Below are 23483 nucleotides of genomic sequence, written 5' to 3' on the forward strand. Positions count from 1 at the left end.
CCGCAGACCGCTTCCATTTCCAATGTATGCCCTCCTTGGGGGCTTGCGGCAAGCCCCCAAGGAGGGCGCATAATCGCCGGACGCCAATACGCAGGGAAACGGGGGCAGCACTATGACTGAAAGTGTGTCGAGGAATGCGGAGCACGCCGTGGTGATCACCGGAGGAGGTCCGACCGGGCTGATGCTGGCGGCAGAGCTGGCGTTGGCGGGGGTCGACGTTGCCGTTGTCGAGCGGCGCGCCAGCCAGGACCTCCCCGGTTCGCGCGCCGGGGGTTTGCACGCGCGCACGATCGAGATCTTCGACCAGCGTGGAATCGCCGACCGGTTCCTTGCTGAGGGGCAGGTGGCCCAGGTCGCGGGCTTCGCCTCGGTCCGCCTGGACCTGAGTGACTTTCCAACCCGGCACAACTATGGGCTCGGCCTGTGGCAGAACCACATCGAGCGCATCCTGGCCGGTTGGGTTGGCGAGCTGCCGGTGACTTTCTATCGGGGACGTGAGGTGACCGGTTTTGTGCAGGACACAGCCGGCGTCAACGTTGCTCTCTCGGACGGGCAGTCCTTGCGGGCGGCGTACCTGGCCGGGTGCGATGGTGGACGCAGCCTGGTCCGTAAAGCAGCGGGTATCGACTTTCCCGGCTGGGATCCGACGACGAGTTCCCTGCGCGCCGAAGTCGAGATGACCGAAGAACCTGAACTGGGCATCCGCCGCACACCCTCCGGCACGCACGCCCTCGGCAAGGTCGAATACCAGATCAAGGACGGAGAAGTCATCTACAAGCCAGGTGGGACCGTGGGCGTGGTGCTGACCGAGCCGCACATCGGCACGGGCGAGCCCACCCTGCGCGATCTCAGTGAGGGCCTCATCGCCGTCTACGGGACCGACTACGGGGTCCACAGCCCGACGTGGATCTCCCGGTTCACCGACATGACCCGGCAGGCCGCTGCCTACCGGCAGGGAAGGGTCCTGCTGGCCGGCGACGCGGCGCACGTGCACTCCCCGGTCGGAGGCCAGGGCCTGAACACCGGCGTGCAGGATGCGGCGAACCTGGGCTGGAAGCTGGCCCAGGTGGTCAAGGGAACGTCGCCGGAGAGCCTCCTTGATACCTACCATGCCGAGCGCCACCCGGTCGCTGCCCGCGTCCTGCGCAACACCATGGCGCAGGTCGCCCTCATGCGCGTCGATGACCGCATCGAGGCGCTGCGCGACACCGTGGCCGAACTGCTGGGCATGGACGAGCCACGGAGATACTTCGCCGCCATGATGTCCGGCCTGGACATCCATTACGACCTCGGCGAGGGCCACCCGCTGCTCGGACGCCGCATGCCCGATCTCGACCTCGCCACTGCCGACGGCCCGCTGCGGGTATTCTCCTTACTGCACGATGCCCGGCCTGTGCTGCTCAACCTCGGTGAGCCCGGTGGCTTCGACACCGTTCCGCGACCGGACCGGGTCCAGTTGGTTGACGCCACCTACGAGGGCGCCTGGGAGCTTCCGGCGCTTGGGCCGGTCCCAGCCCCCACTGCCGTCCTGATCCGCCCCGACGGCTACGTGGCCTGGGTGGGAAGCCCCGGCCGGCAGGGCCTTGGAGACGCGCTCGCCACCTGGTTCGGAGCGCCGGCCACGGCATAGGGTTACGACGCCGGCACCATGCCCGGGCGTTGTACCGCACCGGGAAATTCCGGCTGGGCAAGGTCCAGGAGGTCGTCCTCCGGGCGGATGTCAGCCAGGTTATGGGTTACCAGGACGACCGTCCGGTCCGCCAGTCCGGACCGCAGGTCTGCCAGCATGGCCCGTCCCGCTTCGGCGTCCAGGTGGGCCGTCGGCTCGTCCAGGAGGATGACCTCGGCCCCGGTCATCAGTGTCCGGGCAACAGCCAGGCGCTGCCGCTCGCCGCCACTGAGGAACGAGCCTCCCGGCCCGATCCTGGTGTCCAGCCCTGCCGGGAGGCGCGAAACAAGTTGGCTGAGGCCTACGGCAACGAGGGCCGCTGCCATCTCACGGTCAGCTGTGTCCGGCTCTTCCGCAGCGGGGCGGCCCAGCAGCAGGTTGCCGCGGAGCGTGGAGTCGAACAGGTGCGCCTCTTGGGGGCACCAGGCAGCCCGTCCGGTCACGCGGACCTGGCCGGCGGCCGGCGGGAGGAAGCCAAGCAGCACTGACAACAGCGTGGATTTCCCGGCGCCGGACGGCCCAGTGACTGCCAACCAGCGTCCGGGGGCCGCTGAAACACTCAGCCCGGTGAACACGGTGTCCCCGCCGGGCCAGGCTGCTGCCACTCCCTCAAGCTCCAGGCCCGGCGCCCCAGCGGCGCGGGCGTCACGCCGCACGACGCCGTCGGCGGCTGTGTGGGCGGTGGCTCCTGTGTCGGCGTCGGATGCCGGTGGCATGCCCTCGAGGGCGCCGGAACGGCCGATCCTGCGCATGACGTCGCGGAAGGCTGGAAACTGGCGGACCGCCGTCGTCATGGCTGCGTAAGGTTCCACCAGCGCTAACTGCAGCAGGACAATCACGGCGGCCGTGGCAGGCGCCAGTGATCCGGCGAGCACCTGGGGGGCTGCAAGGACGGCGACGGCCAGCGCGGCCACCCCGCAGGCAGCTGTGGTCACAGCCTGTCCCAGTCCTTCAGCCCAGGCGGAACGTTGGGAAGCCCTGGTGGCTGCCCGGTCCTCAGCGGTGAGGCCCCGGAGCACCCTGGAGGATACGCCGTTAGCATGGAGCTCGGCCCGGGCATCCAATGCCGCGGACGTTCGTCGGAGCACGCCGTCGCGCAGGTCTTGCTCCGCCGCCGCCGATTTCCGGTCCGCCCACAACGCCGACGCGGGGGCCAGGACCAGGCTGGCGGCTGCGGCCGCCGCCACGGCAGGAAGCGCTGCAGGCACCAGCAGGCCAGTCGCGGTGAGTGCCGCCGCAGCAACTGCAGCCGCTGTCACAGGGGGCAGGACCACCCGCGGGAGCAAGTCCCGGACGGTGTCGACGTCGGTGACCACCGAGCCCAGGACGTTGCCGCCCTGCAGGAGCCGCCGAAGGGACAGTGCGCGGCGGCTGAGTGACTCCCACAGGCGGCCGCGGAGCCGCGTAAGGGTGGAGAACACCGCATCGTGTACCAGGAGGCGTTCCCAGTAGCGAAGGACGGCTCGGCCGATGCCGAAGAACCGCACACCGACGATGGCGCTGAGCAGGTACAGGATAGGTGGCTGTTCGCTCGCCCGGATAATCAGCCAGCCGGAGAGACCGGACAGGGCGGCGGCGAAAAGTGCCGCCAAGGTTCCCACCACAGCTGCTGCGGTGAATTGCCCCGCGACGGGCGCGAGGAGGCGGGCCAGCAGTGGGCCCGTAGCGCGGCCCCCGTCCCGCCAGGACCTTCCGCTGGCCGCTGCCGCCACGGCTGCGGACGTGCCGGCGGCACCGTCGCTGTCCGCCGGGAGTACGGCCTCCGCGCCTTCCGGCGCCCGGTTGACCGGCGCGGAAGCAGCCGTGATGCCTTGGGACGACACGGGCACCACATAGTCCGCCAGTGCCCGGGTCCGGGCGTCATGGGCCACCAGGATGACAGTGATCCGCCCGCGAAGCGCCAGGATGGCAGCCTCCACCTGCGCCGCCGAGGCGCTGTCCAGGTGTGCCGTGGGTTCGTCGAGCAGGAGCATCGTAGCGCCGGACCTGACGCGTGCCAGCCCACGGGCCAGCGCCACGCGGCGCAGCTCCCCCGGGCTCAGTTCGGCCGGGTGTTTATGGGCAAGGTGGCCTGCGGAGGCTGCGGCGAGGCATTCGCGGGCCGTTGCTTCGTCGGGGGCCGCTGCGTTCCTTCCGCCACCGAGGTACAGCGCCACTTCGTCGAGGACCGTTGCCTGCACCATGACCGGGTGCTGCGGCACCCAGGCCACGCTGTCCCGGTCGAAGCCGGCAAGCCGGCCGCTGATGGCCGTGCCGTTACCGTCGCCGATCGTCCCGGCCAGCACGCCCAAAATGGTGCTTTTCCCCGTGCCGCTGGGGCCATCCAGTGCGGTGATCTGTCCGTACGGCGCAGTGAAGGTGAGAGGCCCGACGGCGGCCGCGGACCTGCCCGCGTAGGTCACCGTGAGTGCGGTAACGCTCACTCCCCCGCCAGCTGCCGCACCAGCCGCGGCATCGCCGTCGTCCTCAGGGCCCGTGGACTCCGCGCCCCCGGCCGCGGCCCCGCCCTTGGCCTCGCTGGCCGGCAGCGGCCGGGGCTCGGGTGCCGACGTGACCGCCCTCGTTTCTGCGAGCGCCGCACGGCCGTCGTCGCTGGCGTGGTGTGCGGTGCCCAGTTCGCGGAGCGGGAGGTAGCAGTCCGGCGCGAGGACCAGGGCCAGGAGGCCGGCCTCCAGCGGCATGTCGCCGTGGACAAGGCGCACGCCGATGAAGACTGCCACGACTGCCACGGAGATCGTGGCGATGAGCTCCAGGGCCAGTGCCGAGAGGAACGCGGTGCGCAATGTCCCCATGGTCCGGGACCGGTACTCCTCGGAAATCTCCTCGAGGGCTTTGCGCTGGGCTGTTGCGCGTCCCAGCCCCACCAGAACAGGAAGGCCCTTGGCGAGCTCGAGCATGTGCGCGGAAAGGCGGGACAGGGTGGCCTGGGCAGCCCGGACGTTGTCCTCCGTGTACCGGCCGATCAGGACCATAAAGAGGGGTACCAGCGGGACAGTGAGGACAATGACCACGGCGCTGACCCAGTCGGCGAACAGTATCCGGGCCCCGAGAAGCAGCGGAATGGCCGCGCAGTTCACCAGTGCGGGAAGGAACTGCGTGTAGTAGCTGTCCAGCGCATCCAGCCCGCGGGTGGCCAGGACGGCCAGTCCGCCGTCGGCAGGTCCGGCTGTGCGGGCCCCGTTCCGCAGCGCCCGGGCGAGCAGCCCGTACCGCAGCTCCTCTTTGACGCCGAGGGCGGCGCGGCGGGCAGCCACCGCCTGCGCCCAGACAGTGACGGACCGCAGGACGACGCCGGCCATCCCCCAGCCGAGTCCGTCCGCCCATGCGGGGTCCGCTGCGGCCAGGCCCGCAAGCATGGAGGCGACCGCCTGCCCTATCAGGACAAGGGACAACGCCTTCAGCGCCGCCAGGAATCCCAGCCAGTAGATCGCTGAGCGGGTAACGGGGCCGGAGGGGAAGCCTGGGCGCACGGCTCAGCCCTTGGTAAAGGCTTTGGCGGCGACTGCCGGGAGGAAGCTGTGCGCTTCCGGGATGTGGGCTGCGCTGACGCGGCGGCGGAAGACCCAGTAAGTCCACGCCTGGTACGCGATGACCAGAGGGAGCCCTACCGCCGCCACGATGCTCATCAGCCCCAGCGTGTAGTCCGAGGACGAGGCGTTGGAAATAGTGAGGTTGAATTCCGGACTGAGCGTGGAGGGCAGGACCACAGGGAACACCGCGCCGAAGATCGAGGCGCTGCCCAGCACCAGGAAGGCTCCGAGGGCGGTGAACGCCCGTCCTTCCGCACCCTTGCGGGCCAGGAACCAGGCAACTGCTGCGGCTACTACGGCAACGGCCACCGCGGCCACGGTCCAGGGCTTGCCGGACAGGACCTGGACGCTGAGGGCCCATCCGGCCAGAGGCAGGAGCAAGACAGGAAGCAGGCGGATGAACCAGCTGCGCGCACGGTGCCGCACATCGCCGTCGGTCTTCAGCGCCAGGAAGGCCAGGGCATGCAGCAGCGAGAAGCAGACAACCGCCAGCCCGCCCAGGACGGCGTACCCGCTGAACCAGGCGAACGGCCCGCCTTCGCGGTCGCCGTTTGCGTTCAGGGGCAGCCCCGTCGTGGTGAGTGCCAAGGCCGCCCCGACCCCGAAAGCGGCCAGGAATGAACCCAGGGCGATGGCCCAGTCCCAGCGCGCGCGCCAGCTCTCGGTGTCCACCTTGCCGCGGTACTCGAAAGCCACGGCGCGGAAGATGAGTGCCACGAGCACCACCAGCAGCGGAAGGTACAGGGCTGAGAACAGGGAGGCGTACCACAGCGGGAACGCCGCGAACGTTGCGCCCCCGGCGGTCAGGAGCCACACCTCGTTGCCGTCCCAGACCGGGCCGATGGTGTTGAGCAGCACGCGGCGTTCGGTGTTGTTGCGGGCAAAGAGCTTCATCAGCATCCCCACGCCGAGGTCAAAACCCTCCAGGAAGAGGTATCCCGTCCACAGCACCGCGATGGCGATGAACCAAATAGTGGGCAGCAGTTCCATTCGAAGTATCCTCTGCTCTTAGTAGGCGAATGCCAGGACATCGTCCGCGGGCTTACCGGAACCGGGGCCACCCTCGCCGCCAGGGGTGGCGTCCTCGTTCTCGTCCACCGGCGCGTGGGCCAGCTCAGGCATGGCTGAAGCGATGCCGCCGCGGATGTACTTGACCAGCAGCTTGACCTCCACCACCAGCAGGAGCGCGTAGACGGCGGTGAGCACCACCAGCGAAGTCAGCAGTTCCCCGGCCGATACTCCCGGGGAGACGGCAGCTGCGGTAAACATAAAGACCTGGTCGATACCGTTCAGGTCGGGGTTGGGAGCCACGACGAAAGGCTGCCGGCCCATTTCGGTGAAGATCCAGCCGGCGGCGTTGGCGCCAAATGGTGCCAGGATGCCAAAGACGGCCAGGCGCATCAGCCACGGGGACGCGGGTACGGTGCCCTTGCGGGTCACCCACAGGGCCACAAGGGCTGCAAGCGCGGCGAGTCCGCCGAACCCGATCATCATCCGGAATCCCCAGTAGGTGACCTCCATGACGGGGACGTACTGGATCTCCTGGCCGGCGCGGTCGCCGTAAATCGGATTGTCCGGCAAGTTGGTTCCATAGTCGGCCTTGTACTGGTCCAGGAGGCTGTTGACGCCCTTGACTTCGGTGGTGAAGTCGCCCTTCGCCAGGAAGGACAGGATGCCCGGGACCTCGATGAGTGCCACGATGTCATCGCAGTTGCCGGATCCGAGGTTGCCGACGCTCAGGACCGAGAATCCGGTGCCGTCATGGCAGGCGGCCTCGGCGGCCGCCATTTTCATGGGCTGCTGCTCGAACATGAGCTTGCCCTGCAGGTCGCCGGTGAGGGCGGTGCCGGCGAAGGAGATCATCGCGACGACGGCGCCGATGCGGAGGGAGCGGATCCAGACTGTGTGGTCGGTGCGGTCACGGCCGGGGATCGCGGCCTCGCCCGGAACCACCTTGCCGTCTACGTCCACGGTGTCTACGCCGTCGCGCCGGCGCCGCCAGAGGTGGTACCAGGCGATACCCAGCAGGAAGCCGCCGGCCACCGCCAGTGCGCCCATCAGGGTGTGCGGAACGGCAACCAGGGCCGTGTTGTTGGTAAAGACGGCCCAGGCGTCTGTCATGACCGGCCGGCCGTCGATCATTTCGACACCCACGGGGTGCTGCATCCAGCTGTTGGCCACGATGATGAAGTAGGCAGAGAACAGCGAGCCAACAACCGCGATCCACAGGCAGGCCAGATGGATGGCGGGCTTGAGTTGCTTCCACCCGAAGATCCAGAGCCCCAGGAAGGTGGACTCCACAAAGAAGGCAAGGAGCGCCTCCAGAGCCAACGGAGCGCCGAACACGTCACCCACAAAGCGGCTGTATTCGCTCCAGGCCATACCGAACTGGAACTCCTGGACGATGCCGGTGGCAACGCCCATGATGAAGTTGATCAGGAAGAGCTTGCCCCAGAACTTGGTCATCCGCAGGTACTCCTGCTTGCCCGTCCGGTGCCACATGGTCTGCATGATGGCCACCACCAGACCCAGCCCGATGGTCAGCGGCACCATCATGAAGTGATAGACCGTGGTGATGCCGAATTGCCAGCGTGCGATTTCCAAGGCGTCCAAGGCAGTCCCTACTGTTGTCGGGGTCTCAACTTTTCTACGTCCCGTAGAACTTGACTTCTACCGAGTGTAGAACAATGCGTGGGGCACTGTAAACCAACAGTTCCATCATCACGTCGGGCCCACAAGGCCGCGGCGCGCCCACTGTTCTACTTGGCGTAGAAAGTAAGGGAGAAACGGGGTAAATTTGTATCTGTAGTGTTCAGGTGTTGTCACCGCGGCCTTCGGGCCCAACGGTGCGGGGAATCAAAGGATGTATGGAATGGCTAGTCTGGGCGAACTGGAACGGGCAGTGATGGACCTGCTCTGGGCGGGCCATGAAGCAGCCACGGCAAACACCCTGCGCGATCTGTTGGCGCAAAGCACCGAGGCCACCGGCGGCTCAGCGGGGCATGAAGGCAAGGAATTGGCCGTTACCACCGTACTGACGGTCCTCTCGCGGCTGGAGAAGAAGGGCCTCGTCGAGCGGGAGCGCGGCACCCGGCCGCACCGCTACCAGGCTGTTTCCAGCAGGGAAGACCACACGGCGGAGCTCATGCATGAGGTACTGGGATCCGCCCCCGACCGCGAAGCCGTACTGGCAAGGTTCATTGGGTCCGTGACCGAAAGTGAAGCCGAAACACTGCGCAAATTGCTCGGCCACATCTAGCGGGCCATGTTCTGGACCTCGTACCTGCTGGCGGTCCTTGCGATAGTCCTGGCGTGGCCGGTACCTATCTTCCTTTCCCGCGCCCAGTGGCCGGCGAGGTCACCCTTCACCGCGATGCTCCTCTGGCAGGCCATCGCCCTCGCTGGTGGACTCTCCATGATCGGCGCGATGCTCGTGTACGGCCTCGAACCAATCGGCGAGAACCTGATCGCCGGGCTGCGGGCACTCGCGGGAATGGTGTTCTTTAATGCGCCCACCACAGCCCTCGGCTTCTGGCATCTCTTTGCGCTGTCCGCCGCGGCCCTGCTGACGGCACATCTGGTCTTCACCCTGCTGCTCACCTACTACAAGATCGAACGGCAGCGACGGCGGCATCGCGAGCTCCTTGCGCTGTTGGCCTCACCCTCCACCCAAGGGGCGGGAACAGTGGTCATCAGCCACGACTCTCCAGTGGCCTACTGCCTTCCCGGCGGCGCACGATCGGTCACGGTCCTGTCCGATGGCCTCATGGCGGCCCTCGAACCAGCTGAGTTGCGCGCCGTCCTGATCCACGAAAACGCCCACCTGAGCCAGCGTCACCATCTCCTGCTCTGGGCGTTCGCCGCCTGGCGGCAAGCCCTGCCCTGGCTTCCCACCACGCGGCTCGCGCAGGAGTCCGTGAACTCGCTCATCGAGATGCTTGCTGATGACGTCGCCCTGAAAACAGAGAGCAAGGCAACCCTCATCAAGGCCATAGCGATCGTGGCCAGCGGTTCAGTGTCGGCAGACCGAGGGGCTGAGCTCCAGCCCACAGGCCAGGCAGGCCTTGCCCTTGAGGGCCTCGAAACCGCGGCAGGTGTCACCGGGGCCGATTCTGCGCGGACCACCGCGTCGAGGGTCAGCAGGTTGCTGTCACCGCGCCCGCAGCTCCCGACTGCCATCCGTGGAAGTGTCCTGGCGGGCTGCGTCCTGCTGCTGGCCCTGCCCACGGCACTGCTGATTGTGCCCGGCCTGCTGGGCTGAGCGGGCCCGGACCTTCCCTCAAAGCGAGGAGTACTTCGGTGCATCCGCAACCATCGAGTGCTCCATAACGGCCGTTTTGAGCGTCCAAAAGGGCAGGTGTGGAGCAATCGATGGGGCGCGGTCAGGCGTCGATTCGCTCCCGGTCCAGGCTTGCCGCGCCGGCAATAATGAAGTCCTTGCGCGGGGCGACGTCCGAGCCCATCAGTAGGTCGAAGGTGTCCTCGGCCTGCTTGGCGTTTTCGATCCCCACTTTCCGCAGGGTCCGGTGCCGCGGATCCATAGTAGTTTCCGCCAGCTGCTCCGCGTCCATTTCGCCCAGGCCCTTGTAACGCTGGATGGGTTCCTTGTAGCGCTTGCCCTCTTTGGCGAGACGGGCCAGAAGGACGTGCAGCTCGGCTTCCGAGTACGTGTAGATCATCTCGTTGGCCTTCTGGCCTGCATTGATCACCTCCACGCGGTGAAGCGGCGGAACAGCGGCGAAGACCCTGCCCTCGTCGATCATCGGCCGCATATAGCGGAAAAACAGCGTCAGCAGGAGCGTGCGGATGTGGGCGCCATCGACGTCGGCGTCCGTCATCAGGATGACCTTGCCATAGCGGGCGGCGGTGATGTCGAAACTGCGGCCCGAACCGGCGCCCACCACCTGGATCAGGGCAGCACACTCGGCGTTGGAGAGCATGTCCCCTACCGAAGCCTTCTGGACATTGAGGATCTTTCCGCGGATGGGCAGCAACGCCTGGAAATCCGAGGACCGGGCCAACTTGGCCGTTCCCAGCGCCGAGTCGCCCTCCACGATAAAAAGTTCAGAGCGGGCGACGTCGTCCGTACGGCAGTCAGCGAGCTTGGTGGGCATCGACGATGTTTCCAGCGCATTCTTGCGGCGCTGTGTTTCCTTATGGACGCGCGCCGAGATGCGGGACTTCATCTCGCTGACGATCTTCTCCAGCAAGAGTGCCGACTGGGCCTTGTCATTACGGTTGGCTGAGTTGAGCTTGGCGTTGATTTCCTGCTCCACGACCCTGGCCACAATGGCGCGCACGGCCGAGGTCCCGAGGATCTCCTTGGTTTGGCCCTCGAACTGTGGCTCAGCAAGGCGGACGGTCAGGACGGCCGTGAGGCCGGCGAAGATATCGTCTTTCTCGATTTTGTCGTTCCCGGCTTTGAGCTTACGGGCGTTGCTTTCCACCGCCTTGCGGAACGTCTTCACCAGCGCCTGCTCAAAGCCGGACTGGTGCGTACCGCCCTTGGGCGTGGAGATGATGTTGACGAAGCTGCGAACCGTGCTGTCGTAGCCGACGCCCCAACGCAGTGCGACGTCCACTTCGCAGTCGCGTTCAACCTCGGCGAGCTGGCTGTGGCCGCGTTCGTCCAGAACCGGCACGGTTTCCTTGAATTTGCCCGAGCCGTGCAACCGCCAAATGTCGGTAACGGCCGGATCAGCGGCGAGGAAATCCACGAACTCGGAGATACCGCCGTCGTGGTGGAACACCTCTTCGTGCGGGCCGCCTTCGCCCGGAGTGCCGGCCACGCGGCGCTCGTCGCGGACGGTCAGCTTCAGGCCGGGTACGAGGAACGAGGTCTGCCGGGCTCGCGCCGCGAGTTCGTCGTAGGAGAATTTGGCGTCGGGGGTAAAAATCTGACGGTCTGCCCAGTATCGGATGCGCGTTCCCGTGACGCCGCGCTTGGCTTTGCCCACGATGTCCAGGACGGAGTCCTCAACAAATGGTTCGAAGGTGGCAGCGGGGTCGGACTTGGTCCCGGGATCTTTGAACCTTCCCGGCTCACCGCGCCGGAAGGACATTTTGTAGGTTTTCCCGCCACGGTCCACTTCCACATCCAGGCGGGAGGACAGCGCGTTGACCACTGACGCGCCCACACCGTGCAAGCCGCCGGACGCAGTGTAGGAGCCGCCGCCGAACTTTCCGCCTGCATGCAGTTTGGTGAACACGACCTCAACGCCGGACAGTCCGGTCTTGGGCTCGACGTCAACGGGAATGCCGCGCCCGTCGTCGTGGATCTCGACGGAGTTGTCGGCGTGCAGGATGATCTTGATGTCGTGTCCAAAACCGGCGAGGGCCTCGTCGACGGAGTTGTCGATAATCTCCCACAGGCAGTGCATCAGGCCGCGGGAGTCAGTGGAGCCGATGTACATGCCCGGCCGTTTGCGTACGGCCTCAAGGCCCTCCAGGACAGAGAGGTGCCGGGCGGTGTAATCAGAACTCGGTGCCACGGTTGTGAACTCCTTCAGTGACGGAACAGCAGGCGCTAAGGCGCCCTTCCCAGCCTAGTCTGACAAGCGTCGAACACCGGCCTCCCACGCCTGTCCGGAGCTGTGGCAGACGCCACTCGTTATCTTCCCGTTATGCGGCAGGTGGCTCTTGATCAAGTCTTGCGGATACGCGGACAGCGAACTTGCCCAATCCTTGCGATGGAATTGCTACGAATACTGGTTACATAGACATACAGATCTACTAAGGAGGCCGAAATGACAACAGCAGTGGCAGACCGCACACTCAACGCACTGGACCGGTGCGATCGTTGCGGAGCCCAGGCGTACGTCCGTGTTGTACTCGAGTCCTCCGGGGGTGAGCTTCTTTTCTGCGGCCACCATGCCCGTGCAGTCGAGTCAACACTCAAGCCCTTGAGCTCCGACTGGCACGATGAGACGGGCCGGCTTCACGAGAAGGCACCCGTAGCAGTCGACTAGACAGCAGGCTTAAAAGGATCAGGACCCCTCCCACGGAGGGGTCCTGATCCTTTTAAGCGGTCGCCTTGGAAACGTTGAGGACAAAGAAACGGGCCGACCGGCGCCATGATCTACCAGATCACGGCGCCAGCCGGCCCGCAGTGTAGTGCCTTTTTCAATCCAACTGGTCTTAGTCCAGGTAGTCCCTGAGCACCTGGGACCGCGAAGGGTGGCGCAGCTTGGACATGGTCTTGGATTCGATCTGGCGGATGCGCTCACGCGTGACGCCATAGACCTTGCCGATTTCGTCTAAAGTCTTAGGCTGTCCATCGGTGAGGCCGAACCGCATGGCCACTACGCCGGCTTCTCGCTCCGAGAGGGTATCCAGAACCGAGTGCAACTGCTCCTGCAGCAGAGTGAAGCTGACCGCATCCGCGGGAACTACGGCCTCGGAATCCTCGATGAGGTCGCCGAACTCGGAATCGCCGTCCTCGCCGAGCGGGGTATGCAGCGAGATGGGCTCGCGGCCGTACTTCTGGACCTCGACGACCTTTTCGGGGGTCATGTCCAGTTCCAGCGCCAGCTCTTCCGGCGTGGGTTCGCGGCCCAGGTCCTGGAGCATCTGGCGCTGGACGCGGGCCAGCTTGTTGATGACTTCGACCATGTGAACCGGAATACGGATGGTGCGGGCCTGGTCAGCCATGGCGCGGGTGATGGCCTGGCGGATCCACCAGGTGGCATACGTCGAGAACTTGAAGCCCTTGGTGTAGTCGAACTTCTCCACCGCGCGGATCAGGCCCAGGTTGCCTTCCTGGATGAGGTCCAGGAACAGCATTCCACGGCCGGTGTAGCGCTTGGCCAGCGAGACTACGAGCCGGAGGTTGGCCTCCAGCAGGTGGTTCTTGGCGCGCTTGCCGTCGTGGATGACGAATTCGAGCTCGCGCTTGAACTTCGGGTCCATACTGCCGTCGTCGGCGTTGATCTTCTCTTCGGCGAAGAGGCCGGCTTCGATCCGGAGTGCAAGGTCAACTTCCTGCTCGGCGTTGAGCAGCGCTACCTTACCGATCTGCTTGAGGTAGTCCTTGACGGGGTCGGCGGTCGCGCCCGCGGACATGACCTGCTGGACAGGGGCGTCGTCGTCGTCGGCGTCAGAGTAGACGAAGCCTTTGCCGGTTGCAGCGGTCGCTTCCTTGGCAGCATTGATTTCACCGTCGTCGACGGCGTCCGGGCCATCCAGGATGATGTCGTCGAGGTCTTCCTCGACATCGTCCTCGTCGTCTCCGCGCGCGGACTTTCCGGCGGCTTCAGCAGCGGCCTTGGCACCGGGCTTGGGCCCGCGCTTCTTGGGCTCGGGCTTGCCATCCACATCACCGGCGGTGGCGTCCTTGACAGCTTTGTTTGCTGCCCGCGTGGCTGCACGCTTGGCGTTCGTTGCAGCCTGCTTCTCCTCAGGGGACAAGTCGTCCTGGGCAGCGGGTTCCTTCTTCTCGGAAGACGGGGTCACAGAAAACCTTTCTAGCGGCGGTCTGTGGAATCACCATACGGGCAACACCACTATGACCCTGTCAAGTCCGTGATGAATATCAGGTGCAACCACGGCCGGCAGAGTCCTTAAGTAGAACTGCCGAAGCGGCTGTAATGTTCCCATAAAGGTTGCCATTACGTGCACCAGATTCACGGACCCAACCGGGTCTCGGCATCCATTGTCTCACGGTTTCCCAAACGTGGCCGCATGACGCCGCCCCATCCCTCTCAGGCGGCGTCAGGTCCGAACTTCTGCCAGGCAGCATCCTTCCGGGCGGCCCAGCCGCAGAGAGTCCCGCGCCGCATGAGTTCGAGCAGAAGTTCAGCCAGCCGGTATCCGGGCTCCTCATCCAGCGCCCGGCCGAGGTGCGCAGCAGCGTACGAACCACGTCCGCGGCACCACGAAATCCAGCCGCGCCCCGAAAGCGCTGCCGCTGCGGCCTGCCCTCCTCCGGGGGCCAGTTGCTCCAGGACACGGTCCAGGTTGTTCATGCTGTTCCAGTCAGGCCTGGGCGGGGCCAGGCCCAGCAGCACCTCGCCATATCCCGGGACCAGGGCAGCATCGCCGACGGCACCGCCCGGGACGGGGTGGGACGAGACGGGGCTGGGCCGGACGGGGTGGGACGGAACGGGGCTGGGCCGGACGGGGCCTCCCGCGGCAATCGCAGTGCCCGCCGCGGCTTCCTGGCGGCCGTCGGCCTGCGGGCGCACTGGCGCCAGCCGGCATCCGGCGTCGAATATCCCGAACCGATCTGCACCGGCAGACGCGGCAGCCCTGCCTGCGGCGGCCATGACCAGGACCGCATCACGCCATGCGGGCACGCGCAGTGTTGCCCGGACGTAGCCCAGGACAAGCGGATCTGCCGGGCACTGCCCGGACCGGAAGAGCAACTCCCAGGCGTCAAGGAGCGTCTCGAATTGTGCCCGGCTGGCCCGGCGGCGATCCAACGGGACCATCCACGAGGCCTCGGCTGCCCGGAGCCTGGCCTTGGACTCCGCCGGCATCGCGGCCGGCGTGGGGCACTGGTCCTCCGGCGCCGGACCCACGCTGCTGCCGCGGTAGACCATTTCGGCATTGAGCCTGCTGTCGCGGATGTCGCTGATGGGCCTGCCCGGCAGTGGGCAGCAGGATCCGTCCGTGCAATATGCATCCCGCCAGTACGTATCCCCCACGTACCAGGCATCCCGCACGGGCATGCCGGCGGCGCCCAGCACCGCCTGCAGCGATGCCAGCAATCCTGTGTAGGTCTGGACCGCACCCGGGCGCGCCTCCGTCCAGCCCTCGTTGGTGAAGAGCACCAGCAGGGAGGCGTCTGCCTGCTGGTCAGCGCGCAGGTAGTCCCGTACGGTGCAGGCAAACTTCTTTGGATCCGCAAGGACTTCGCTGCCCGGCAGGTCAAGGCGCAGCGTGGCCCCCAGGCTTTTCCCCTGGAGCGTCATGGCAACGAGGCTGTCGGCCGGCCAATACCCAAGGGAATGCGGAATGAACCCAAGGATGTCCTCGGGGCCCTGGACGGTGAGGTGTTCTGGAGGAGTCATGCGTCCAGCTTTCGCGCACCATAGCCCGCAACAAATACCCAATATGACCTATGTGGACAAGTGCCCCCAAGTGGAGGAGGAGTGTCAGTCGTCGTCCGCGGGCGTCCGCTGCTTTTTCCGGGCCAGGTTTTCCCGACGCTGCTGTGCGAGGGTCCGCAGGAGCGGCGGAACAATAACTCCCTGCGCTGCCATTTGCCGCCGCACTTTCCGCCGGGAGGCCAAAGTCGCCGAGGCGCCGATCCCGATGAGCAGGAACTGGACGCACAAGGCGATCCGGAACGGCTCGAGCCCGTAAAGGATGCCGTTGGAGAAACCGCTGGCGTAAAGGACGTCCAGGACCAGCCCGATCAGGAAGATCGCCACAAGGGCGGCGATGAACCCGCCCACGTTGACGATGCCCGTGGCGGTGCCGATTCTGTGCGCCGGGTTGAAGGTCCGGGCGAAATCGAAGCCGATCATCGAACCGGGCCCGCCGATCGCCAGGACAACAACCAGGCCCGCGAGGAGCCACAGCGGCGAACGTCCGGGCATGAGCAGGACCGCGGCCCACGCGGCAGCGGTGGCACCGGCGATGAGCAGGACCATTGTGGAGCGCCGCAGCGGGTGCCTGGACACAAAGCGGCCGATGAAGGGGCCCACGGCCATCGCGGCGGCGACATAGAGCGCCATGAGCGCCGCGACGGTGCCGGCGTCGAGGCCCTGGCCTGAAATGAGGAAGGGATAACCCCAAGTCATCGCGAAGACCGTGCCGCTGAACTGGATAGTGAAATGGCTCCACATCCCCAGCCGTGTGCCGGGTTGGCGCCACGCCCGCGCGAGCGAGGCTCCGGTGGCCTTCAGCCCCTGCTGCGACTGTTGCCGCGGCGTGCCCGGAGGGACGTCCAGCAGGAACAGGAGGACCAGGACGACGGCGAGCCCGGACATCCCGGCCAGCATCAGGAACGCCTGGGTCCAGCCCGCCGCATGGAGGACCAGGGCAAACGGGACAACGCTGAAAAGCTGGCCCAGCTGTCCGGACATACCGGTCAGCTGCGTGACCAGGGGTACACGCGCCGGGGCGAACCACAGCGGGATAAGGCGGATGACGGAGATGAAGGTCATGGCATCGCCCGCGCCAACGAGCACCCGTCCCAGCACGCCGCCGGGGATGCCGTCGGCAAGGGCCAACTGCAGCTGCCCAAGTCCCATCAGGACTGCTCCGCCGGCAATCATCGCCCGTGAGCCGAACCGGTCCACCAGGACGCCCACGGGGATCTGGAGCCCGGCGTAGACGAGGAGTTGGAGGACAGTGAAGAAGGAGATGGCCGAGGCGCTGGCGTGGAACCGTTCGGTGGCCTCCAGGCCCACCACGCCGAAGGAGGTCCGCTGCGAGACGGCTACCAGATACGCGAAGACACCGATGGTCCAAATCGGCCAGGCGCGGGGTGCAGTCACTCCCCCATTATGCCCGCGCCGCGGCGGCATCCACGTGTTGGAGCCACCAGGCGGACAGGCCCGGGCGGTCTAGTGGCCGGGGTTTTCGCGGGCGAGGTAGGCCTCCACTGCGGCCCCGAGTTCGTCACCGTTTGGCAGGTTGTCGTTCTCGTCGGCCAGCAGGGATCGGCGGACGGTCCCCTCGGCTTTTTCGTCGTAACGGGATTCGAGGCGGGAAACCACCTGCTTGACGTCCTCGGACGCCTCAATCTGCTCGGCAATCTGGCGGCTGACTTCCCGGCCGGCTTCACGAAGCCTGTCCGTGGGCAGCATCAGCGACGTCGCGGCGCCCAGGTATTCCAGGCCTGCCACCGCGGCTGTGGGGTACTCCGCTTCAGCAAGGTAGTGCGGGACATGGATGACATAGCCGGCTACGTTGCGTCCGGCCTCAACCAGCCGAAGTTCGAGGATATGGCCGACGGCCGCCGGGACCTCCACAGTGGGCTTCCACACTGAGATGCCTTCGATCAGGTCGGGCCGGTTCCCGTGGACGGTGACGCCAACGGGGCGGGTGTGCGGAACCGGCATGGGAATGGAGTGGATCCACGTCACCAGGTTGACATCCAGCTTCTCAGCAATGCCCACCACGGCGCGGGCGAACCGCTCCCACTGCAGGTCCGGCTCAAAGCCGGCCAGCAGGAGGAAGGGAAGGCCCAGGCCGTCCGTCAGCCTGTACAGCGCCAGCTTCGGCTCCTGGTAATCCTGCAGGTGGTCTTCCACAAACGAGACGTGGGGCCGCCGGGACCGGTAGTCGATGAGCTGGTCGGCGTCGAAGACCGCTACCGTCTCGGCGTCGAGGGTGTCCAGCAGCTCTGCGTTGATCTGCTTGACCACATGGCCGGCATCGGCGAACCCCGTAAACCCCATCACCAGGTTCAGTCCCCGGAGCGCCGGGCTGTGGAACAGCTCGATGTTGCTCGCATAGAGCGCATCGGGGTCCAGCAGGGAGCCGGAAATCCGTTCAAGCACGGCATGTTCCTTTCGTGGTTTCAGGTGGATACCTCGTACAACGCCGCGGGACACCGGCGCATTCCGCTTGTTGGTGTGTCCCAGCTCTCAGCTGATTCCGCTGCCGCGGCGCAGACGGGCTACGATCGGAACTGCCTGCCGGACGGGCTTGCGACGCCCCGGCGGAGTACCTGGCCCACCGCAGCCGAGGTGTCCATGGCAGGACGCCAAACATGCATTCCTGCCCGAACAATCTTTGAGAATTGAGGACTGATCCCTGTGGTCAAGAATACTGAAATCAACCTTAGTACCCTCTCCCGGGACCTTAGGAAGGCATCGAGTGACGCTGTTGTCATCGGTGTGGGCCAGGGATCGGACGGGCCTGTCCTCCTCGAGAATCCGCTGACGGCCAAGTCCGCCGAAGCCTTGGCAGATTCCCTTAAGGTCCTCGGCGTCACGGGGGCCGCTGACCAGCTGGTCCGGCTCCCAGGCCTCCCCGAGACGGGCGCCGGCGTGCTGGTACTCGCCGGAGTGGGCAAGGTCGGCGCGGACCGTGTCCTCTCCGAAGAATCACTCCGCCGGGCCGCCGGCTCCGCTGTGCGGCAGCTTGCCGGCCTCACCACTGTTGTCCTGGCGCTTCCGACGGCGGCGGTTGCCGACGTCGCTGCCGTCGCGGAGGGTGCCGCGCTGGGAGCCTATGCCTTCACTGAGTACCGTTCCTCCCAGGACGGGCTGAAGGCCCCGGTCAGCAATGCGGTGATCTACACGGATGTTGCCGGCGAGCCGGAACTCCGCCCCGCCCTGACGCGTGCGGGCCTGATCGGCAAGGCAGTGAACGCCACAAGGACTCTGGTCAACCAACCGCCCAGCCACCTCTACCCCGAGACGTTCGCCGATGCCGCCAAGGAACTGTCCAAGGGGCTGCCCGTCAAGGTGACCGTCTGGGACGAAAAACGCCTGGAAAAGGAAGGTTTCGGCGGCATCATGGGCGTGGGCAAGGGATCCGCCCGGCAGCCCCGCCTGGTGAAGGTCGAGTACGCCCCCGCCACGGCGACCGCAAAAATTGCCCTGGTCGGCAAGGGCATCACTTTCGATACCGGCGGCATCTCCATCAAGCCGGCACTGGGCATGGGCGACATGAAGTCCGACATGGCGGGCGCCGCCGTCGTCCTTAACACAGTGCTGGCGATCGCCGGCCTGGGCCTGCCGGTGAAGGCGACCGCCTGGCTTTGCATCGCGGAAAACATGCCCTCAGGTGCGGCTTCGCGGCCCGCGGACGTCCTGACCATGTTCGGCGGCAAGACTGTGGAGGTGCTCAATACCGACGCCGAGGGCCGGCTGGTCATGGCGGACGGCATCGTCGCGGCGAGCCGGGAATACCCGGACGCCATCATCGACGTTGCCACGCTGACCGGCGCCCAGCTCATCGCGCTCGGCAACCGCACCGCCGGCGTCATGGGCTCTGACAGTGTCACCGGCCCGCTCAAGGCCGCGGCGGACCGCGCCGGTGAGCTGGTCTGGCCCATGCCCCTGCCAGAGGAACTCCGCCCCAGCCTGGATTCCCAGGTGGCGGACCTGGCCAATATCGGCGAACGCCACGGCGGCATGATGACCGCTGCCGTTTTCCTGCGCGAGTTTGTGGGTAAGGGCAAGGACGGGGAGCAGATCCCCTGGGCCCACGTGGACATCGCCGGGCCCTCGTTCAACAACGGGAGCCCGTATGGCTACACCCACAAGCAGGGCACGGGCTGCACGGTCCGTACGCTGGTTGCTTACGTGGAGGACCTCCTGGCCGCCGCTGCCTGACCGGCTCTTTGACCTGTCACGCGGCTTTGTGACCCCACAGTGAATGCTTGGACACAAAGCCGCGTGACACTCACCACAAGCGCTCCACAAACGCTGCGCCAAGGTGGAGCATGGATAAGTGGTTCGCTAAGGTGAACCACGGTAGTCACAAATGCAAGAGAACTTGCCTGCTGGCATAATCACGGCAGTACAAGTTCCAAGACCAGATGATGCGTACTCTCGCGTCATCGTTCACGCGAGGGAGCGTCTAAGTGGCCGATCAGGCAACTGCGCAAGAATTCGACATCCTGGTACTCGGTGGCGGCAGCGGCGGATACGCCACCGCCCTGCGGGCCGTACAGCTTGGCTTCACCGTCGGCCTCGTGGAGAAGGGAAAGCTGGGCGGCACCTGCCTCCACAATGGCTGTATCCCCACCAAGGCACTGCTGCACTCGGCTGAACTGGCCGACCACGCCCGCGACTCCGCCAAGTACGGCGTGAATGTCACCCTGGACAGCATCGATATCAACGCTGTCAATGCCTACAAGGACGGCATCGTCGCTGGCAAGTTCAAGGGCCTCCAGGGCCTGATCAAGTCCAAGGGCATCACCGTCATCGAGGGTGAAGGCAAGCTCCAGGGCACCGACACCGTTGTGGTGAACGGAACCGCTTACAAGGGCAAGAACATCGTCCTCGCCACCGGCTCATACTCCCGCTCCCTTCCGGGCCTGGAAATCGGCGGCCGCGTCATCACCTCGGACGAGGCCCTGAAGATGGACTCCATCCCCAAGAGCGCCATCGTGCTCGGCGGCGGCGTCATCGGCGTCGAGTTCGCCTCCGTGTGGAAGTCCTTCGGCGTGGACGTGACCATTGTTGAGGGCCTGCCCTCCCTGGTGCCCAACGAGGACACCGCCATCGTCAAGAACCTTGAGCGTGCCTTCAAGAAGCGCGGCATCAAGTTCTCCACCGGCATCTTCTTCCAGGGCGTCGAGCAGAACGACTCCGGCGTCAAGGTCACCCTCGTGGACGGCCAGACGTTCGAAGCCGAATACCTCCTCGTCGCCGTGGGCCGCGGTCCCGTCACCGCCAACCTCGGCTATGAAGAAGCGGGCGTCACCATCGACCGCGGCTTCGTCATCACCAACGAGCGCCTCCACACCGGCGTGGGCAATGTCTACGCCGTGGGCGACATCGTTCCCGGCGTGCAGCTGGCCCACCGTGGATACCAGCAGGGCATTTTTGTCGCCGAGGAGATCGCAGGCCTGAACCCTGTCATCGTCGAGGATGTCAACATCCCCAAGGTCACCTACTGCGAGCCTGAGATCGCAACCGTGGGCTACACGGAAAAAGCCGCCAAGGAAAAGTTCGGCGACGACCAGGTCCAGATCCAGGAGTACAACCTCGCCGGCAACGGCAAGAGTTCCATCCTGGGCACCGGCGGCCTCGTCAAGCTTGTCCGCCAGAAGGACGGCCCCGTGGTGGGCGTCCACATGATCGGCTCCCGCATGGGTGAGCAGATCGGCGAAGCCCAGCTGATCGTGAACTGGGAAGCCTACCCGGAGGATGTGGCCCAGCTGCTGCACGCCCACCCCACCCAGAACGAGGCACTGGGCGAGGCCCACCTCGCCCTGGCAGGCAAAGCCCTTCACGGCTAAGCAGCCCAGCAAGACAACAGGGCTTAGTGCACCCGGCATGATCCGCCGGGTGCACTAAGCTCGAACAAGCCAGCAATCATCCGCACAAAAGATCAATAAGGAGAACGGGGACGACATGTCTGAATCCGTTAACTTGCCCGCCCTCGGTGAGAGTGTCACCGAAGGAACCGTCACCCGCTGGCTCAAGCAGGTAGGTGACCGGGTAGAGGTGGACGAGCCGCTGCTCGAGGTTTCCACCGACAAAGTAGACACCGAAATCCCCTCTCCAATTGCTGGTGTGATTGAGGAAATCCTCGTCGCCGAAGACGAGACCGCCGAAGTTGGCGCTCCCCTGGTGCGCATCGGCGATGGAGCAGGTTCCTCGGCACCCGAGGCAGCCGCCCCGGCCGAAGAAGCTCCCGCGGCTCCTGCCGAAGAAGCGCCCGCCGAAGAGGCCCCGGCAGCTCCGGCTCAGGAGGCTCCCGCAGCTGAGGCTCCCGCAGCAACCGGCGGCGAGGGCCACGAGGTCACTCTCCCGGCCCTCGGCGAAAGCGTTACTGAAGGAACCGTTACCCGCTGGCTCAAGGCAATAGGCGACTCCGTCGAGGTGGACGAGCCCCTCCTCGAGGTTTCCACCGATAAGGTCGACACCGAGATCCCGTCCCCCGTAGCCGGAACGCTGCAGGAAATCCGCGTGAACGAGGACGAAACCGCCGAGGTTGGCTCCGTGCTGGCCGTCATCGGTTCCGGTGCCGCCGCCCCTGCGGCAGCACCCGCCGCCGCTCCCGCTCCGGCCGCCGAAGCTAAGCCCGAAGCTCCGGCCCCGGCTGCCGCTGAAGCGCCCAAGGCTGAGGCACCCAAGGCAGAGGCACCCAAGGCAGAAGCTCCCCAGGCTGAAGCCCCCAAGCCGGCCGCTGAGGCCGCACCGGCCACGTCAGCGGCCGAATCCGGCTACGTCACGCCGCTGGTCCGCAAGCTCGCAAACCAGCAGGGAGTAGACATCTCCTCGCTCACGGGCACCGGCGTTGGTGGCCGCATCCGCAAGCAGGATGTCATCGCCGCAGCCGAGGCAAAGGCTGCCCCGGCCGCTGCGCCGTCAGCGCCGTCAGCACCGGCGGCATCCGCTGCGCCCGCTGGCCCGGCTGCTTCTTCGCTGCGCGGAACCACTCAGAAGGCTCCCCGCATCCGCCAGGTCATCGCCCGCCGCATGCGCGAGTCCCTTGAGGTCTCCACCCAGCTCACGCAGGTGCACGAAGTGGACATGACCAAGGTCGCCAAGCTCCGGCTCAAGGCCAAGAACTCGTTCCAGGCCCAGAACGGCGTCAAGCTCACCTTCCTGCCGTTCATCGCCAAGGCAGTTGCCGAGGCCCTCAAGCAGCACCCGAAGCTGAACGCTGCGTACGACGAGGACAAGCAGGAAATCACCTACCACAACGCCGAGCACCTGGCGATCGCCGTGGACACCGACAAGGGCCTGCTGGTCCCGGTCATCTCGGACGCCGGTAACCTCAACCTGGCTGGCCTGGCCGGCAAGATCGCCGACGTCGCCGGCCGCACCCGCGACGGCAAGATCGGCCCGGACGAGTTGTCCGGCGGCACGTTCAGCATCACCAACATCGGATCGGTCGGCGCACTGTTCGACACCCCGATCATCAACCAGCCGCAGGTTGGCATCCTGGGTACCGGCGCGATCGTCAAGCGCCCGGTGGTGGTGGCCGATGAGAACGGTGACGACTCGATCGCCATCCGCTCCATGATGTACCTGTCGCTGACGTACGACCACCGCCTGGTGGACGGCGCAGACGCAGGCCGCTTCCTGCAGACGCTGAAGGCCCGCCTTGAAGAAGGCGCCTTCGAGGCTGACCTGGGCCTGTAGCCCCAGCTTCGGAACGCTCGACGGCGGTGCACGCGCCGGTGGGAAACCACCGGAAAGCGCGCACCGCCGTCGCGGTTTAACGGTTCCGGCCGATGCTGGCCGCACGACACGGCAGGACCCGGCCAGCCTTACTACACGGCGTAGAAACCTCTGGCTAGACTGAAGCCATGATTATCGTCTACAACATCATGGTCTTCCTGCACATCGTTGGCGCCGCCATGATCGTCGGCATCTGGATCGGCAACATGAAGAAGCCCACTGTCCACCCCCGGCAGTTCGACGGCGCGGCGCTTCAGCTCATCACCGGCATCGTGATGATGGGGCTGATCCCGGCCCTGGACATGGACGCGAACTACGCCAAGCTGGGCATTAAGTTCGCGATTGCCCTGGCTGTCGGCGTGCTGGCCTTCATCGGCCGCCGCAAATACAAAAACGGCGAGGACATCAGCAAGGGCCTGGCGCACAGCGTGGGCGGGCTTGCACTGCTCAACGTGGCCATCGCCACCTTGTGGAACTGACCGCCTTTCAACAAAGCCCGACGGCGCCGCTCCCCTCTTC

At 66.0% G+C, this 23483-nt stretch carries 16 protein-coding genes; 8 read left to right on the forward strand and 8 right to left on the reverse strand.

Annotated elements, in window-relative coordinates; genetic code table 11:
- Positions 1–112 precede the first annotated feature (112 nt).
- The gene (locus V9L17_RS10955) at positions 113–1630 is read left to right on the forward strand and encodes an FAD-dependent monooxygenase (protein ID WP_337351452.1); all 1518 of its coding nucleotides are present in this window, start codon (positions 113–115) and stop codon (positions 1628–1630) included.
- Positions 1631–1632: 2 nt separating this feature from the next.
- Here V9L17_RS10955 and cydD read toward each other — a convergent pair whose 3' ends face one another.
- The 3 genes from cydD to V9L17_RS10970 are packed head-to-tail and all read right to left on the reverse strand — an operon-like array spanning position 1633 to position 7812.
- The gene (gene cydD, locus V9L17_RS10960) at positions 1633–5139 is read right to left on the reverse strand and encodes a thiol reductant ABC exporter subunit CydD (RefSeq protein ID WP_337351453.1); all 3507 of its coding nucleotides are present in this window, start codon (positions 5137–5139) and stop codon (positions 1633–1635) included.
- Positions 5140–5142: 3 nt separating this feature from the next.
- Positions 5143–6189 carry a cytochrome d ubiquinol oxidase subunit II gene (cydB, locus tag V9L17_RS10965; protein WP_337351454.1) on the reverse strand — a complete coding sequence of 349 codons (1047 nt, stop codon included), beginning with the start codon at positions 6187–6189 and terminating at the stop codon, positions 5143–5145.
- Positions 6190–6207: 18 nt separating this feature from the next.
- Entirely contained in the window at positions 6208–7812 is a 1605-nt protein-coding gene (locus tag V9L17_RS10970) for a cytochrome ubiquinol oxidase subunit I (protein ID WP_337351455.1), read from the reverse strand.
- A 259-nt stretch (positions 7813–8071) separates the two neighbouring features.
- Here V9L17_RS10970 and V9L17_RS10975 point away from each other — a divergent pair, with 259 nt between their 5' ends.
- Both V9L17_RS10975 and V9L17_RS10980 read left to right on the forward strand, forming a co-directional pair.
- The gene (locus V9L17_RS10975) at positions 8072–8458 is read left to right on the forward strand and encodes a BlaI/MecI/CopY family transcriptional regulator (protein ID WP_337347789.1); all 387 of its coding nucleotides are present in this window, start codon (positions 8072–8074) and stop codon (positions 8456–8458) included.
- Positions 8459–8464: 6 nt separating this feature from the next.
- Positions 8465–9460 (forward strand): M56 family metallopeptidase, encoded by a 996-nt coding sequence (locus V9L17_RS10980; RefSeq protein WP_337347788.1) that lies wholly within the window; start codon positions 8465–8467, stop codon positions 9458–9460.
- A gap of 121 nt (positions 9461–9581) precedes the next feature.
- Here the strand turns inward: V9L17_RS10980 and V9L17_RS10985 are convergent, their stop codons facing one another.
- Complete coding sequence (locus tag V9L17_RS10985) at positions 9582–11690, reverse strand: DNA gyrase/topoisomerase IV subunit B (protein WP_337351456.1); 2109 nt, start codon at positions 11688–11690, stop codon at positions 9582–9584.
- A gap of 255 nt (positions 11691–11945) precedes the next feature.
- Here V9L17_RS10985 and V9L17_RS10990 point away from each other — a divergent pair, with 255 nt between their 5' ends.
- Positions 11946–12167 carry a DUF7455 domain-containing protein gene (locus V9L17_RS10990; protein ID WP_310164642.1) on the forward strand — a complete coding sequence of 74 codons (222 nt, stop codon included), beginning with the start codon at positions 11946–11948 and terminating at the stop codon, positions 12165–12167.
- Between the two features lie 169 nt (positions 12168–12336).
- Here the strand turns inward: V9L17_RS10990 and V9L17_RS10995 are convergent, their stop codons facing one another.
- The 4 genes from V9L17_RS10995 to V9L17_RS11010 all read right to left on the reverse strand — a co-directional run bounded on the left by V9L17_RS10995 (position 12337) and on the right by V9L17_RS11010 (position 17651).
- Complete coding sequence (locus V9L17_RS10995) at positions 12337–13650, reverse strand: RNA polymerase sigma factor (RefSeq protein ID WP_337347786.1); 1314 nt, start codon at positions 13648–13650, stop codon at positions 12337–12339.
- Between the two features lie 248 nt (positions 13651–13898).
- Positions 13899–15209, reverse strand: a complete 1311-nt coding sequence (locus V9L17_RS11000) for a DUF4192 domain-containing protein (RefSeq protein ID WP_337351457.1) — start codon at positions 15207–15209, stop codon at positions 13899–13901.
- An 84-nt stretch (positions 15210–15293) separates the two neighbouring features.
- Positions 15294–16643 (reverse strand): MFS transporter, encoded by a 1350-nt coding sequence (locus V9L17_RS11005; protein ID WP_337351458.1) that lies wholly within the window; start codon positions 16641–16643, stop codon positions 15294–15296.
- 69 nt (positions 16644–16712) lie between these two features.
- Positions 16713–17651 (reverse strand): proteasome assembly chaperone family protein, encoded by a 939-nt coding sequence (locus V9L17_RS11010; RefSeq protein WP_337347783.1) that lies wholly within the window; start codon positions 17649–17651, stop codon positions 16713–16715.
- Between the two features lie 258 nt (positions 17652–17909).
- Here V9L17_RS11010 and V9L17_RS11015 point away from each other — a divergent pair, with 258 nt between their 5' ends.
- The 4 genes from V9L17_RS11015 (at position 17910) to V9L17_RS11030 (ending at position 23443) form a co-directional block, all read left to right on the forward strand.
- Positions 17910–19436 (forward strand): leucyl aminopeptidase, encoded by a 1527-nt coding sequence (locus V9L17_RS11015; protein WP_337351459.1) that lies wholly within the window; start codon positions 17910–17912, stop codon positions 19434–19436.
- A gap of 251 nt (positions 19437–19687) precedes the next feature.
- A complete protein-coding gene (lpdA, locus tag V9L17_RS11020) occupies positions 19688–21070 on the forward strand; it encodes a dihydrolipoyl dehydrogenase (protein WP_337347781.1) in 1383 nt (460 codons plus the stop codon).
- Between the two features lie 115 nt (positions 21071–21185).
- Positions 21186–22925, forward strand: coding sequence for a 2-oxoglutarate dehydrogenase, E2 component, dihydrolipoamide succinyltransferase (sucB, locus tag V9L17_RS11025; protein ID WP_337351460.1), 1740 nt, complete (start codon positions 21186–21188; stop codon positions 22923–22925).
- Between the two features lie 167 nt (positions 22926–23092).
- Positions 23093–23443 (forward strand): hypothetical protein, encoded by a 351-nt coding sequence (locus V9L17_RS11030; protein WP_337347779.1) that lies wholly within the window; start codon positions 23093–23095, stop codon positions 23441–23443.
- Positions 23444–23483 lie beyond the last annotated feature (40 nt).

The sequence above is a fragment of the Pseudarthrobacter sp. CCNWLW207 genome, from assembly GCF_037203945.1.
GTDB lineage: Bacteria > Actinomycetota > Actinomycetes > Actinomycetales > Micrococcaceae > Arthrobacter.